This window comes from Streptomyces sp. KPB2 (genome assembly GCF_003950055.1).
In the GTDB taxonomy this organism is placed as follows: Bacteria; Actinomycetota; Actinomycetes; order Streptomycetales; family Streptomycetaceae; genus Streptomyces; species Streptomyces salinarius.
In genome coordinates this window covers 498,996-513,338 of record NZ_CP034353.1, presented here as the reverse complement: position 1 = coordinate 513,338, position 14,343 = coordinate 498,996, and the positions used below count along the sequence as shown (strand labels likewise).

The window sequence follows — 14,343 nt, the reverse complement described above, 5'->3', positions numbered from 1 at the left end:
CCCCAGGTACCCCGGCGGTCACGAAGTATGAGCAGTCCGCGCACGCGCGCGCGGCGCGGGCGGCAGCACCGTGCGCAGCGACGACCTTCCCGCCCGCCAGTCGGCGAGCAGCCGGGCGCCGAAGCGGTCGTCGAGGTGCCCGGTGGCGTCGATGCCGAACACGACGTCCGCCTCGAGGTGCGGTTCCTGCTCCAGCAGCCCCTCGATCACCTCGTGCCGGACGATCTGCTCGTGCACCGCGTCGGCCTCGACGTGCTCGTCGTAGAAGTGCTCGGCGGCCGGTCCGGCACCGGTGCGGCGCATCGCCCCGGCGAGCCGCCGGGAACCGGGCGACGAGGTGATCTCCACCGCCGCGAAGTGCCCCACCAGCGCGCCGCGCAGCGACCGGTGCAGACCGAACAGCGACATCATGTTCACGGTGGCCAGGCACTCGGCCGAGGCGGCGTCCAGATGGGCGCCGTACGTCGTGTCCAGGCCCAGGTCCGTCATCAGGTCGGCGAACAGGCGGGCGTGCACCCGGTCGGCGCGGCCGCCGCCGTACTCGTCGAACTCCACGGCCGCCATCGCCGCCTTGGCGCGGCCCCACAGCCGCGGCAGCACCCACGCGTGCGGGTCGGCCTCCTTGAGGTGGTACAGGGAACGCTGGGCCGCGTACTCGCGCAGCTGCCACAACTCGCCCTCGTCCCGCAGGAAGTGGCTCACGCCCTCGCCGTGCACGGGTTCGACGAGCAGCGCCCCGACCGCGTCCGCGACGCTCTCGTGGACCGGGGTGTCGGCCCGCAGGGCGGCCAGGAAGCGCCGCTCCAGCGCGGCCCGCACGCCCAGCAGTCCGGGGTCCCACTCCAGGTCGGGACCGACCCCGGCGAAGCCCCGGTAGTGCAGCTCGTAGCACTGGTACAGGGCGAGCTGCAGGTCGTCGCCGTACACCGGGGCGGCGGCGACGGCCTCGGGGGCCGGCAGCGGGCCCGTCCCGCGCAGATGAGCGCCGACGGCCCCGGAGACCGGTCCCCGGGGCGTCGGCAGGCGTGGTCCTTCACGGTCGTACTCCATGGACCGCGAGTACCCGGACGCCGCCGCGGCACCCCCGGCCGCGCTCAGCGGCGCGTCACTCGCCCTCGACGTCCTCCTGGGCGCCGGTGTTCGGCGAGGTGGCGTCCCCCGCCTCGCCCCGGTGCTCGCCCCCGTCGGACTCCGCGTCGCGGGGCCTGGCCTCCTCGATCTCGCGCAGCACCTCCTCGATGGCGGTCTCGGGCTGCTTGTGGTCGTGCTCGCCGTTCTGGGACACGGAGTCCTCCTTCGTGCTTCTCGTCGTACGGTTGCCTGCGGCCGCTCTCGTCCTCGGTTCGTGCGTCCGGCCGGTTCAGTTCGACGCGGACGCCAGGCGCAGCGGCACCGGCGCCGGGACCGCGGCCTCGTCGCTGCGGCGGACCATCTCGGCCCACCAGGACGGGCCGTCCTCGATCTGGCGCAGCAGGACCCCCTCCCGGATCGCCCAGGGGCAGAGCGTCACCGACTCCAGACCGGTCAGCTTCATCGCCGTGTGCCCCACGACGGCGCCGGCCAGACTCTGCGCCGAGCGCGGTGCGGAGATGCCGGGCAGCCGGGCCCGCTCGGCGGCGGACAGGGCGGCGAGCCGGCCCACCGCGTCCCCCAGGTCGGAGCAGAGCATCCGCCGCTCCGTGAAGGGCCCGTGCCGGCCCGGCGGGGCGCCGCACAGCCGCCCCAGCTGCTGGAACGTCCGCGAGGTGGCCACGGCGGTCCGCGGCCCCTCCCAGCGGATCCGCGCCGCCACGTCCCGCAGCTGGTGGCGGACCTTGCGGCGCAACGCCTTGACCTGGTCCCGCGACGCCGGGTCCGTGCCGCCCGCCAGGAACTCGTGGGTCAGCCGGGCCGCCCCCAGCGGCAGCGAGGCCACGAAGTCGGGCAGCCGGCCGCGCCCGAACGCGACCTCCAGCGAGCCGCCGCCTATGTCGAGCAGGGCGAGCGGCCCGGACCGCCAGCCCATCCAGCGCCGGGCCCCGAGGAACGTCAGCTCCGCCTCCACCTCGCCCGGCAGGGTGCACAGCGGCACACCGGTGCGGGCGTGCACGGTGCGCAGCACCTCGCGCCGGTTCGGCGCGGCGCGCACCACGGCGGTCGCGAAGGCCAGCGGCTCCGACGCCCCCCACCGCTCCGCGGTCCTGCTCGCGCCGGCGACCGCCTCGACGAGCCGCTCCAGTGCCTCCTCGGGGACCGGGCCGCCCGGCCCGACCTGCTCGGAGAGCCGCAGCCGCCACTTGGCGGTGTGCACCGGCAGCGGGACCCCGCCCTCGGCGTCCGCCACCATGAGCCGGACCGTGTTCGACCCCACATCCACCACGCTGATCCGCATGAGGGCAACAGGTACCCATTCGAGCGCCGGTCAGGCCAGCTGCCGCCGCACCAGCTCGTGCAGCCGGCCGTTCGTGTCGGCGAGCAGCTCGGCCGGCGGGCCCTGCTGGGCGACCCTGCCGTCCTCCATCACGATCACGCGGTCGGCGTCCAGCACCGTGGACAGACGGTGCGCGATCACGACCCGGGTGGCGTTCAGCGCCTTGGTGGACTCGATCACCGTGCGCTGCGTCTCGTTGTCGAGGGCGCTGGTGGCCTCGTCGAAGAAGAGGATGCGCGGCCGGCGGATCAGCGCCTGCGCGATCATCAGCCGCTGCCGCTGGCCCCCGGAGACCGCGCCGCTGCCCGAAACGATGGTGTGCAGGCCCATCGGCATCCGCTTGATGTCCTCCGCGAGCCCCGCCATCTCGGCCGCCGCCATCGCCTCCTCGGGCGTGTACGGCTCCGTGCCGCAGATGACGTCCAGGATCGAGCCCGTGAACGGCTGCGCGTGCTGGAGCACCACCCCGCACTGCCGGCGCACCGCCGACTGGTCGAGCGCGGCCAGGTCCTGGCCGTCGTACAGCACGCTGCCCGACAGCGGACGGTCGAAGCCGATCAGCAGCCGCAGCAGGGTCGACTTGCCGCAGCCGCTGGGCCCGACGACCGCGACGAACTCGCCCGGACGCACGTCGAAGGAGACGTCGTCCAGGACCAGCGGACCGTCGTCGGTGTACCGGAACGACAGCCGGCGCGCCTCGATTGCCCCCGTCAGCGGTCCCGGCCGGGTGCTCGCCGTCCGCACCTCGGGCGTCGCGTCCAGCACCGGCCGGATCTCCTCGAACAGCGGCAGCGCCGCCACCCCGGACACGAACGCGCCGGTCAGCTGGGTGACCGAGGTGAGCAGCATCGTCACCGAGGCGTTGAAGGTGAGGAACTCGGCCGCCGACATCGAACCGCGTGCCGGACCGGCCAGGAGCATGAACATCAGCAGCGTGCACAGCGGCAGGTAGACCGCGCCGAGCACCGCGTTCAGGTTCTTGATCCGCCCCGCCCGCCGCTGCAGCTCGCGGCTGTGCGCGAACCGTTCCGCCCACGCCGCGTAGGCGTAGTTCTCGGCCGCCGCCACCCGCAGCTTGGGCAGCCCGCGCAGCGTCTGGAACGCCTGGTTGTTCAGCTTGTTGGTGAGCTTGACCAGCCGCCGCTGCCAGCGCACCTGCCACAGCCCGAGTCCCAGGAACACCCCGGCGACGACCACCAGCATGCCGATCGCCGCCAGCGCCATCGGCACGCTGAACCAGAGCAGCAGCACCAGGTTCACCGCCCCGACGGTCACCGACTGGGCCACCGTCGGACCCACCCCCGCAAGGAGTCTGCGGATCGCGCTGATGCCCATGGCCGCGCTGGCCAGCTCGCCGGTGGAGCGCTCGGTGAAGAACTTCGTCGGCAGCCGCAGCAGCCGGTCCCACACGGCGGGTTGCAGCGTCGCCTCGATCCGGCCCTCCAGGCGCAGGATGGTGAGGTTCTGCAACAGCATGAAGGCCGCCGCGACGACACTGCTCAGCATCACCGCGAGACACACCTGCACGATCAGCCCGGTCTGCGCCTTCGGCACGAACTCGCCGAGCACCTTGCCCGTCGCGACCGGCACCAACGCGCCGAGCCCCACCGTCACCAGACCGGCGAGCAGCAGACCCGTCAGGTCCCCGCGGGTGCCCGCCAGACAGAACCGCAGCAGTCTGAGCGGGCCGAGCCGGCGCTCGGGCAGCGGACGGTAGAACATCACCGCGCGCGGCTCGAACTCCCCGGCGTTCGCCTTCTCCACCGGCGTCTCACGCCCGGTCGCCGGATGCACGGCCACATAGCCGCCGCGCCGCCACAGCAGCGCCACCGGCGCGCCCGACAGGGTCCGCTGCCCGACCAGCGGCCCCACGTCGTCCCGCCACCAGTGGTCCTCCAGCCGCACCGACCTGGTCCGCACGCGCGAGGCGAGCGCGACGCGCTCCACCGGGTCGAGCCGGTCGCTCTCCGTGCCGCCCTGGGCCGGCTCGGCGAGGGGGATGCCGGCGGCGCGGGCGACCAGCCTGCAGGCCGCGTACGTGGCATCGGCGTCGGCCGCCGTGGTGCGCTGTCCCGACCGCTTGCCGATGGAGGCCAGCAGCGTCCGGTCGGCCTGGGCGCGCACCGCCTCACCGGCCTTGATGCCGGCCGCGGTACGCGTCTCGTGGGTGCGCTCCAGCTGCTCGATCCAGCGGTCCAGGGTGGTCAGCAGCCGGTACTGCTGGTCGACCATGCTCTGCCACAGCGCCGGGTCCATCAGCAGGTCGGCGGCCGCCTCCTCGCCGTACACCGCCCCGTACTGCACGCTGCCCGGCGGCACCTGCATCCAGAAGACGTCGTCGTCCGTGGGCGCGTCGGCCCGCTCGCCGGCCATCGGGGCCTGGAAGAGAACGGTGAGGCCCCGGCCCACACCGAGGGCGAGGGCGTACTCCAGCGGGCTCGTCGTCGGCGGCACGTACTGCGGGTTGCCGTACGCGTCGTACGACCACGTCTGGGTGTGCGCCGGCTGGTACAGCTCGCGCAGTGCGATGCGGTGCACGACGCAGTCCCGCAGCGGACGCGCCACCAGCGTGTGCTGCGGCCCGGCGACCGGCCCGAGCAGCACCGAGCCCGCCTCCAGGCGCCCCAGGTGGTGCCAGTGGCCCTGCTCCGCGGCGTCCACCGCGAACAGGTCCACCGCCCCGGACACCACGAGCCACAGCACCTGCGGCCCCTCCAGGTCCAGCCGGTTGAACCCGGCGCAGTCCACGCGCGTACCCAGCGCGCCGAGAGCCCCCAGGACCAGGTCGCCCTGTCCCTCCTGCACGGTCGTCATCTCACCGCTCCCTGACCAGCGCCGCGTACGCGCCGCCGTGTGCCACCAGCTCCGCGTGCCGCCCGCGCTCCACGACCGTGCCGTGCTCCAGGACGACGATCTCGTCGCTGTCCCGCACGGTGCTGAGCCGGTGCGCGATCACCACGCAGGCGCAGCCGCGCCGGCGCAGGTTGTCCATGACCACCAGTTCGGTCTCCGCGTCCAGGGCGCTGGTCACCTCGTCCAGGACCAGGATGCTCGGCCGGCGCACCAGCGCCCGGGCGATCTCCAGACGCTGGCGCTGCCCGCCGGAGAAGTTCCGGCCGTCCTGCTCGACCGGGCTGTGGATGCCGCCCGGCCTGCGCATCACCACGTCGTACAGCGCCGCGTCCCTGAGCGCGTCCACCACGGCGTCGTCGGGGATCGACGGGTCCCACAGCGCCACGTTGTCGCGCACCGAGCCCTCGAACAGGAACACGTCCTGGTCGACGAAGGAGACCGAGGACGCCAGCGCCCCGCGCGGGATGTCGTCCAGCCGCTGCCCGTCGACGCGGATCACCCCGTCCCAGGGCGCGTACAGGCCCGAGATCAGCCGTGACACCGTCGACTTGCCGCTGCCGGAACCGCCCACCAGTGCCACCTGCTGTCCCGGCCCGACGGTCAGGTCGAAGCCGGTGAGCAGCGGCTTGTCCAGCGGGTTGTAGCCGAAGGAGACGTTCTGCAGTTCGACGTGACCGTGCAGCCGACGGGTGGAGTCGGCGCCGCCGGGGCGGTCGTAGAGCGGGTCCGCCCGGAAGTTCTCCACGTCCTTCAGCCGCGCCACGTCGGCCGCGAAGTCCTGGATGCGGCCCGCGACGCCGTTCAGCCGGGTCAGCGGGGCCGTGAAGCGGACCACCAGCGCCTGGAAGGCGACCAGCAGACCGACCGAGATGTGGCCCTCGACCGCGCGCATGCCGCCGATCCACAGGATCAGCGCGCTGTTCAGCGTCGCGAGCGTCGGCGCGACCACGCCCAGCCAGGCGCTCGGCACCCCGAGCCGCTGCTGCTCCTCCAGCGTGGTGGCGTGCTGGCCGGCCCACTTGCGGAAGTAGCCGTCCTCGCCGCCGGTCGCCTTCATCGTCTCGATCAACTGGAGGCCGGTGTACGCGGTGTTGGTCAGTCGTGCCGTGTCCGCCCGCAGCTTCGCCGTACGGGTCGCGCGCAGCCGGATCACGACCCGCATCGCGAGGATGTTGAGCAGCGCCACCCCGATGCCGACGAAGGTGAGCTGCGGGTCGTACGTGTACAGCAGTACGGCGTACAGGACGACCACGATCGCGTCCACGCCCGCCGCGGCGAGGTCGCGGGCCAGCGTCTCGGCGACCGCGTCGTTCGACTGGAGGCGCTGCACCAGGTCGGCGGGGCTGCGCTGGGAGAAGAAGGTCACCGGCAGCCGCAGCAGGTGCCGCAGGAACCGGGCACTGGAGAGGGTGGAGGAGATGATGCGGCCGTGCAGCAGGTTGGCCTGCTGGAGCCAGGTCAGCACCACCGTGAGCAGCACACAGGCGCCCATCGACGCGAACAGCACGCCGAGCAGCGAGGTCTGCCCGCCGATGAGGAACATGTCGATGTAGGTGCGGCTGAGCGCGGGCACCGCCGCGCCGACCGCCACCAGGAGCAGGCTCGCCAGCACGGCCGCGGGCAGTGTGCCCGCGGTTCCGCGCAGCCGGGCCGGCATCGCGCCGAGCACACCGGGCTTGCGGCCGCCGCGGGTGAAGTCGTCACCGGGCTCCATGGTCAGCACGACACCGGTGAAGGAGCCGTCGAACTCCTCCAGGGACACGAAACGGCGGCCCTTGCCCGGGTCGTTGATGAACACCCCGCGCCGCCCGAACCGGCGGCCCATGCCGTCGTAGACGACGTAGTGGTTGAACTCCCAGAAGAGGATGGCCGGTGCCGTCACCTCGGCGAGCGCGGCCAGGTCCATCTGCATGCCCTTGGCGGTGAAGCCGTAACCGCGCGCCGCCTTCAGCAGGTTGCTCGCGCGGGATCCATCGCGGGAGACACCGCAGGCGATCCGCAGCTCCTCCAGCGGGACATGACGGCCGTAGTGCCCGAGCACCATGGCGAGGGAGGCGGCGCCGCACTCCACGGCCTCCATCTGGAGCACGGTGGGTGTACGGACGGTCTTCGCCCGGCTCTTGGGCACGCTGCGCCTTGGCGGGGCGGCGCGGCGCCTGCCCCGGGTCTCCTGTGCGGTGCTCACGGCAGCAGCCAATCGACGGGACGCTGGTCGGCCAGCCGGATCGAGCCCGTGGCCAGGGTCATGGAGGTCAGTTCGAACGGCGGTCCCTCGGCCGAGGACCACTCGTAGCCGCTCTTCGTGGACGTGGAGGTGTCCAGCCGTACCGTCACGGCGACCGGCCTGCCGTCCTTGGTGAACTGCTCGCCGAGCGCGCCGTCCCCGAGGAAGGCACCGATCGTCTGTGCCGACTGGGCCGAGCGGTCCACGGACTTCACCTCGCCGTGCAGGACGCCGTACTGCTGCGTCGGCACCGACTGCACGGTCAGGTCGACGGAGGCGTGCGCGGGGATGGCGGCCGCGTTCTCGGCGGGGACGTAGACGGTGGCGTAGAGGGGGTCGTCGGCGTGGGCGACCTTCTCCACCGAGGCGACGTTGGCACCGGTGCTGATGATCTGCCCCACGGTGGCCGCGAGCGCGCTGACCCGGCCGGCGTCGACCGTGCGGACCACGCTCTCGCCCTCGGCGGTGCGGACCTTCAGCACCGGGGCGTCGGCGGCGAGCCGCTGACCCGGTCGGGCCAGGACCGCGGTGACCTGCCCGGAGACGGGGCTCTGGAGGAGGTAACTGCCCTGTCCGTGGGTGAGGATGGCGGGCGCGGAGACCGTGGAGGTCACCGAGCCGCCCACCGCCCACACGGACGCGGCGGCCATCGCGACCAGGGTCACGGACAGCACCAGCCAGCCCTGGGGACGGGCGAAACGCACCGGAAGATCGAGGTCCTCCGGTGACTGGAGTTTTGCGAGGGCCTGTTGGCGGAACTGCACGGCTGACGTATCCAGGGCTCGACGAGAACGGCCGCGGGAGAACGGCCGAAAAGTCCCGGAGCCTGGACGGCTCCGGGACTCAGCGACGCAAGGGCGCGATCAGAGACCGGCGACCAGGCCCGTGACCGGGGCCGTGTTCAGGCCGGTGGCACCCTCGACCGTGCCGACCACGGTGTTGACCAGGCCGGAGACCGGGGCGATGCCGTCCACCAGGCCGGTGACGGTGCCGACGGCGTTCACGTTCAGGCCGCCGGAGACGTTGTCGAGGTCGGCGTCCGAGATCTCGACGGTCTCAACCTGGGGGGTGGAGTTCATGATGGAACTTCCCTTCGTATAGCCATTTCACAAGGGGGGAGCGGCCCCCTCTGGGGACAGATGACGGCCGCGGCCCACGGGCGCCGGGCGCCCGTTTCCAGAGCCCTCCGCGGCCCCCGCGGTGCGATGGATCAAAGCACGCGGCGGGTCCGGGCTTCCAATCAATCACCCCTCCCACCAGCGCACTTGCGACCTCCGGGCACCCAAGCGTGCAGGAGCGCGCACGCCTTCGCGGCGACTTCTTCACACGGTGCGCGACATCGGCTCGTGCGATCCCTTGCCCCCGCGGCGGCGATTGGGACACTCCGGCTCCAAAGGCGTACGGGTCCTCGCCGGCTTGTGCAGATGCCCGGGCGGGGGTGACCGGGTTGGGCATTCGATGTGCAGATTCGCTGAAGCAGTCATTCCGCTCCGTGGCCGGAACAGTGCGTTACCGCTTGATCGCGGAGGGTGTCGATGGTCGGCGTGAAACGGAGTGCGCCGGGGCGCGGCTCGACGGCCCGTCTGAACACCGCGCCCGGCCCGTGCGTACCAACAGCCGTCCAGGCGCCCCCAACTGCCGGACCGGCGGGTACCAACCCCGGTCCCAGGAGGTCGAGTAGGTTGAGTCACAAGCGAATCCCCAAGCGCAAGGCCGCGATGGCGGCGGGCGGCGTGGTCGCACTCGGAGCGGCCGCCGTCCTGCTGCCGAACGCCAACGCCTCGCAGGACGGCGGCTCCCCGGACGACGCCGCCGCGGCGCCCAGGACCCTCAAGGCGGCGGACGCGTCGGATCTCGCCTCACGGCTCGCCGGTCTGCTCGGCGACACCTTCGCCGGCTCCTACTACGACTCCGGCGCGCAGCAACTCGTCGTCAACGTCGCCCCCGGCGACGACAACCAGGTCGTGGTGCGGGCGAAGGAGGCGGGTGCCAAGGTCCGCGAGGTCGACAACAGCATGAGCGAGCTCAGGAGCGGAGCACGGACCCTCAAGTCGGAGGCGAGCATCCCGGGCACCTCGTGGGCGATCGACCCGCGCACCAACAAGATCCTGGTGACCGCCGACAGCACCGTCACCGGCGACCGGTGGGACCGCCTCGAATCCACCGTCGAGGGCCTCGGCGACGGCATGGCGACGGTCAGGAAGTCCGCCGGCACCTTCAAGACGTTCGCGTCGGGCGGGGACGCCATCTTCGGAGGCGGTGCGCGCTGCTCGCTCGGCTTCAACGTCACCGCGGGCGACGGCTCGCCCGCCTTCCTGACGGCCGGTCACTGTGGCGTCGCCGCCGACCAGTGGTCCGACGCGCAGGGCGGCCGGCCGATCGCCACCGTCGACCAGGCGGTCTTCCCCGGCCAGGGCGACTTCGCGCTCGTCACGTACGACGATCCGGCGACCGAGGCCCCGAGCGAGGTGAACCTCGGCGACCAGACCCTGCCGATCGGCCGGGCCGCCGACGCGACGGTCGGCCAGGAGGTCTTCCGCATGGGCAGCACGACCGGACTGGCCGACGGCCAGGTCCTCGGCCTGGACGCCACCGTCAACTACCCCGAGGGCACCGTCACCGGCCTCATACAGACCGACGTCTGCGCCGAGCCGGGCGACAGCGGCGGCTCCCTGTTCACCCGGGACGGCCTCGCGATCGGGCTGACCTCCGGCGGCAGCGGCGACTGCACGGTGGGCGGCGAGACCTTCTTCCAGCCGGTCACCACCGCCCTGGAGGCGGTCGGGGCCACCCTCGGCGACGAAGGCGCGGGTGGCGGTGAGGGTGCCGGTGCCGGAGAGTCGGGTGGTGCCGGTGACGCGGGTGAGGGCACGGGAGTCGGCGGCGACGACGGGTCGGGGCTGACGGGCTGACGGGGGGGGGGGGGGGGGGCTGACGGCTGACGGCACGTCCACCGGACCGCCGTCCCGACCCCCGGCGGGATGGGGCGGCGGTCCGGGTGTACGGCACACGTACCGACCCGGCGGGCGGCCTCCGGTGGCGGGCGTCGGCGCCCCGCAGGTCCGGGCGGCAGGGCGCGCAGGCCCCGGGTCTCCCGGCCCGCCCCGCTGCCCGGCCGATCCGCTCCCGGTCTCGCCCGCCTCGCCCGCGGTGCCGGTCCGCGCCGTTTCGCCCGCGGCACCGGCCCTCGCCGTTTCGCCCGCGGTGCGGGTCCGTGCCCCGCGTGCCGGCCGTGTCCGCGTCGCGCCCCGTGTACCGGCGCGTGCCCGCACCGCGCCCGCCCCGTGCCCACCGGCAGGGCTCCACCCGCACCCGTCCCGCGGCGGAAGCGCCCGTACGCGAGCCCCCGGTGTGCTCCTCGGCGCCGGTACCCGATCCGTAGGGGCTGCGCAGATGTCCCATAAGCGCTGTAATGGCGACGTGGTCGAAGAGGGCACTGCGGAACGCGGACCGAGGGCGCTGCGTGCCGAGGGTGCCCTGAAGGCGATCGCGGCCGGCCCGGAGCCCCGGGAGCGGGTGCGTGCCATCCTCGAGCAGGCACTGGTGTTCGCGGGCGCGTCCTTCGCCGCCCTCTACACACCCGGCGACGACCCCGAGCTGCTCTGTCTGGTCGTGTCGGCCGGTGCGCCGCGCACCCTGTACGGCGTACGGGACAGCTATCCCGCGGCCGGTGGCTCCCCGGTCGCCGACGCCCACCGCGCCGGCGAGGCGGTGTGGATCGGGCCGGAGGAGTTCGCCGGAACGGCCGAGTCGCGGCACGTGCCGTCCAGCGGCTTCTCGCTGGCGGTCCTGCCCGTGCGCGGGGACGGCGGCGGCTGCCTCCTCGTGCTGACCGAGCGCCCGGGCGGGTTCGACGCCGACGACCGCGGGTGCCTCGAACTGATCGCCGAGGCCATGACCTGCCCCACCCCGGCCGGAGCCGTCGGCACCACCGAGTCCGGCGACCTCCAGCCGGACGCCTTCACGCTGGCCATGGACACCGGCCGGGCGGAGGTCGGCGACGGCATCCTGCGCCTGTTCGGCCTCGCCCCCGAGGAGTTCGACGGCAAGGTGGAGACGCTGCTCGGGCTCACCGTGCCGGAGGACCTGCCGTCGCTGATGTCGGTGACCGAGTCCGACCACATGACCATCGGCGAGCGCGAGCTGGAGTTCCGGGTGCTGCAGCCCACCGGCCCGCCGAAGTGGCTCCGGCTCAGCGGACGCCTGCTGCCCGCCGGCGACGGCCGGCCCGCCCGGCTGGTCGGCACCGTCGCCGACGCCTCCACCCTGCGCCCGGACGTGACCGATGTCGCCCGCGTCCAGCGGCTCGCCGCCACGCTCGCCACCGCCGGGACCGTGCGCGACGTCAGCCAGGCCGTGGTCGCCGCCCTGCGCCGACCGCTGCGCGCCGACCGGATCGCGCTGGCCGAGCTGGAGAACGACCGGCTCGTCGTCACCGTCCTGGATCCGCCCGACCCCGAGTCCTGGCCCGAACTGTGGCGCCTGGAGTGGCGCACCGAGTGGCCGGACGCCCCGGTACGGGCCATGCCCACCCTCGCCGCCGCGCTGCGCGAGGGACGCGCCCGGATCTGGCCGGCGGGCACCGGCGACCTGGAGCCCGCACTCGCCGACGTGGGCCCCGGCGGTCTGGCCGTACTGCCGCTGCCCGCGGGCGGCCGCATGGCCGGCGCCTGCCTGATCGGCTGGGACGCCCCGCACGACTTCGGCCCCGACGAGCGCGCCCTGCTCACCGCCTCGGCGGGCCTCGCCGGGCAGGCCCTGATGCGCGCCCACGCCTTCGACGCCGAGCACGAACTGGTCGGCATGCTCCAGCGCCAGCTGCTGCCGCGCCGGCTGCCGAAGCTGCCCGGTGCGGTCGCCGTCGCCCGCTACCTGCCCAGCACGGCCGGACTGGAGCTGGGCGGCGACTGGTACGACGTGATCCCGCTTCCCGACCACCACGTGGCCCTGGTCATCGGCGACGTCCAGGGGCACAGCGCCGGCGCGGCCACCCTGATGGGCCAGATGCGCACGGCCCTGCGCGCCTACGCCGTCGAGGGCCATCCGCCGGACGTGGTGGTTTCCCACGCCAACCGGCTGCTGACCGGCATGGAGACCGACCTCTTCGCCACCTGCGTCTACGTCGACCTCGACATGGAGGAGGGCTCCGCCTGGTGCGTGCGCGCGGGGCATCTGCCGCCGGTGCTGCGCCACCCCGACGGCAGTACGGAGATCGCCGAGGTGGAGGGCGGTCCGCCGCTCGGCGTGGTCACCCAGGCCGACTTCCCGATGAGCCCGCTGCGGCTGCGGCCCGGCACGCTCATCGCCCTCACCACGGACGGCCTGGTGGAGTCGCCCGGCGCCGACATCGACGAGGGCATGGACCGGTTCGCGCACGCCCTGGCCGTCTCCGACCCCACCCACCTCGGACTGGTCGCCGACGCCCTGCTGGGCAACGCCCGCCGCAACGACGACGTCGCCCTGCTGCTGGTGCGCTACGACGGCATGGCCCTGCGCCCGCTGCGCGAGAGCTGGTCGGTGTGGCGGCTGCCCGAGGCCGTACGGCACGCCCGCCGCTTCACCCGGCGCACCCTGCGCTCCTGGGGCGTACCCGACGACGACATCGACGGCGTGCTGCTGATCGTCTCCGAGCTGGTCACCAACGCCCTGGTGCACACCGACGGCAAGGTGCGGCTCGACCTCACCCTGATCAGCGGCCGGCTGCGCGTCGCGGTCGCCGACGCCTCGCCGCGCACACCCGTCAAACCGACCAGTATCGGCTGGGAGGCCACCGGCGGGCGGGGCATCCTCCTGGTCGAGGCGATGTCGGCGACCTGGGGGACACTGCCGGTCAGTGGGGGCAAGCAGGTGTGGAGCGAGATCCCGGTGGGCGGCGGCTGAGCGCCCTGGGCCGAGCCCGAGGGGGCACCCTCACCGACGTGCGGGGCGGCGCCCCGACGGGTACCCGCCCGGTCGACCACGAGCGGGTGCGGAACCCGGGAACCGAGGAGCGAGTGCCCCATGACCCAGTACGTCCGCGACATCATGACCGGCGACCCGGTGACCGTCGAGCCGCTGACCTCCGTCACGGCCGTGGCCCGCCTCATGCGCGACCGGGACCTCGGAGCCGTCCTGGTCACGGAGGGCGACCGGCTGCGCGGCCTGGTCACCGACCGCGACCTGGTGGTCCGGTCGCTGGCCGGGGGCGGTGACCCGGAGCAGACCACCGTCGCCGGGGCGTGCAGCGACGACCTGGTGACCGTGCGCTCCGACGAGGAGCTGAGCCACGCCGTCGAGCTGATGCGCGAGCACGCCGTACGCCGGGTCCCGGTCGTCGACGACGACGGCCACCCGGTCGGCATCGTCTCCCTCGGCGACCTGGCCATGGAGCGCGACCCGGAGTCGGCGCTCGGCGACATCAGCGCGGCTCGCCCCAACCCGTAGGCACCGCTGGGCACATGCGCACGGTGTTTCACGGCGCGCCGCACGGGGACCCGACAGGGCGAGCGCACCAGGCGCACCGGGCGCGGAGGACGCGGAACCAGAAGGAAGATGATGCTCGTGACCACGGAAACCAGCGGCAAACCGGTTGCCCGCCGGCTGGAGACCGGCTGGTCGAAAGCCCGCCGCCTGCGGAGCAGGGGTGTGCCGCGCACCTGTGTGCCGGCCGTCGAGGACGGCAGCACCACCCGCGCACCGCAACCGGGCCAGGAGTCGAACATCGTCCGGGGCGAGGACTGAACGGGCCCCGAGGGTGGTGACACCGCCCAGCGCGCCGGCCTCGGGGCCGGCGCGGTGCGCGTTCCGGGCCGGTCACGGACGGCGGTGGACACACCGGTAGCGTCTCAGGCGCCCGCACCGCCCGTCCCCCACCGCA

Annotated in this window: 11 protein-coding genes; 4 read left to right on the top strand and 7 right to left on the bottom strand. The window is 73.7% G+C overall.

What is annotated here, in order from left to right; translation table 11 throughout:
• Positions 1-18: 18 nt before the first annotated feature.
• The 7 genes from D1J63_RS02315 to D1J63_RS02285 all read right to left on the bottom strand — a co-directional run bounded on the left by D1J63_RS02315 (position 19) and on the right by D1J63_RS02285 (position 8,566).
• Entirely contained in the window at positions 19-1,050 is a 1,032-nt protein-coding gene (locus D1J63_RS02315) for an iron-containing redox enzyme family protein (protein ID WP_125627495.1), read from the bottom strand.
• Between the two features lie 55 nt (positions 1,051-1,105).
• Positions 1,106-1,285 carry a hypothetical protein gene (locus D1J63_RS02310; RefSeq protein ID WP_125627494.1) on the bottom strand — a complete coding sequence of 60 codons (180 nt, stop codon included), beginning with the start codon at positions 1,283-1,285 and terminating at the stop codon, positions 1,106-1,108.
• A gap of 75 nt (positions 1,286-1,360) precedes the next feature.
• A complete protein-coding gene (locus D1J63_RS02305; protein ID WP_125627493.1) occupies positions 1,361-2,371 on the bottom strand; it encodes a Ppx/GppA family phosphatase in 1,011 nt (336 codons plus the stop codon).
• Between the two features lie 30 nt (positions 2,372-2,401).
• A complete protein-coding gene (locus D1J63_RS02300) occupies positions 2,402-5,224 on the bottom strand; it encodes an NHLP bacteriocin export ABC transporter permease/ATPase subunit (RefSeq protein ID WP_125627492.1) in 2,823 nt (940 codons plus the stop codon).
• A 1-nt stretch (position 5,225) separates the two neighbouring features.
• A complete protein-coding gene (locus D1J63_RS02295) occupies positions 5,226-7,448 on the bottom strand; it encodes an NHLP family bacteriocin export ABC transporter peptidase/permease/ATPase subunit (RefSeq protein ID WP_125627491.1) in 2,223 nt (740 codons plus the stop codon).
• On the bottom strand, positions 7,445-8,251 hold the full coding sequence (locus D1J63_RS02290; RefSeq protein WP_164712688.1) for an HlyD family efflux transporter periplasmic adaptor subunit: 807 nt from the start codon (positions 8,249-8,251) through the stop codon (positions 7,445-7,447). Before D1J63_RS02290 ends, D1J63_RS02295 begins: the two co-directional genes overlap by 4 nt.
• A gap of 99 nt (positions 8,252-8,350) precedes the next feature.
• Complete coding sequence (locus D1J63_RS02285; protein WP_007389398.1) at positions 8,351-8,566, bottom strand: hypothetical protein; 216 nt, start codon at positions 8,564-8,566, stop codon at positions 8,351-8,353.
• Between the two features lie 603 nt (positions 8,567-9,169).
• Between D1J63_RS02285 and D1J63_RS02280 the strand changes: the two genes are divergently transcribed.
• The 4 genes from D1J63_RS02280 to D1J63_RS02265 all read left to right on the top strand — a co-directional run bounded on the left by D1J63_RS02280 (position 9,170) and on the right by D1J63_RS02265 (position 14,207).
• Entirely contained in the window at positions 9,170-10,399 is a 1,230-nt protein-coding gene (locus tag D1J63_RS02280; protein WP_125627489.1) for a S1 family peptidase, read from the top strand.
• Positions 10,400-10,880: 481 nt separating this feature from the next.
• Complete coding sequence (locus D1J63_RS02275; protein WP_125627488.1) at positions 10,881-13,367, top strand: SpoIIE family protein phosphatase; 2,487 nt, start codon at positions 10,881-10,883, stop codon at positions 13,365-13,367.
• Between the two features lie 120 nt (positions 13,368-13,487).
• A complete protein-coding gene (locus D1J63_RS02270) occupies positions 13,488-13,910 on the top strand; it encodes a CBS domain-containing protein (protein ID WP_102928149.1) in 423 nt (140 codons plus the stop codon).
• A 117-nt stretch (positions 13,911-14,027) separates the two neighbouring features.
• A complete protein-coding gene (locus D1J63_RS02265; RefSeq protein ID WP_125627487.1) occupies positions 14,028-14,207 on the top strand; it encodes a hypothetical protein in 180 nt (59 codons plus the stop codon).
• Positions 14,208-14,343: the final 136 nt, after the last annotated feature.

Bases quoted from the DNA above. Each gene is read 5' to 3' on its own strand.
- D1J63_RS02315 (WP_125627495.1), bottom strand. From the start codon at position 1,050: ATGGAGTACGACCGTGAAGGACCACGCCTGCCGACGCCCCGGGGACCG.
- D1J63_RS02285 (WP_007389398.1), bottom strand. From the start codon at position 8,566: ATGAACTCCACCCCCCAGGTTGAGACCGTCGAGATCTCGGACGCCGAC.
- D1J63_RS02275 (WP_125627488.1), top strand. From the start codon at position 10,881: ATGTCCCATAAGCGCTGTAATGGCGACGTGGTCGAAGAGGGCACTGCG.
- D1J63_RS02305 (WP_125627493.1), bottom strand. From the start codon at position 2,371: ATGCGGATCAGCGTGGTGGATGTGGGGTCGAACACGGTCCGGCTCATG.
- D1J63_RS02270 (WP_102928149.1), top strand. From the start codon at position 13,488: ATGACCCAGTACGTCCGCGACATCATGACCGGCGACCCGGTGACCGTC.
- D1J63_RS02300 (WP_125627492.1), bottom strand. From the start codon at position 5,224: ATGACGACCGTGCAGGAGGGACAGGGCGACCTGGTCCTGGGGGCTCTC.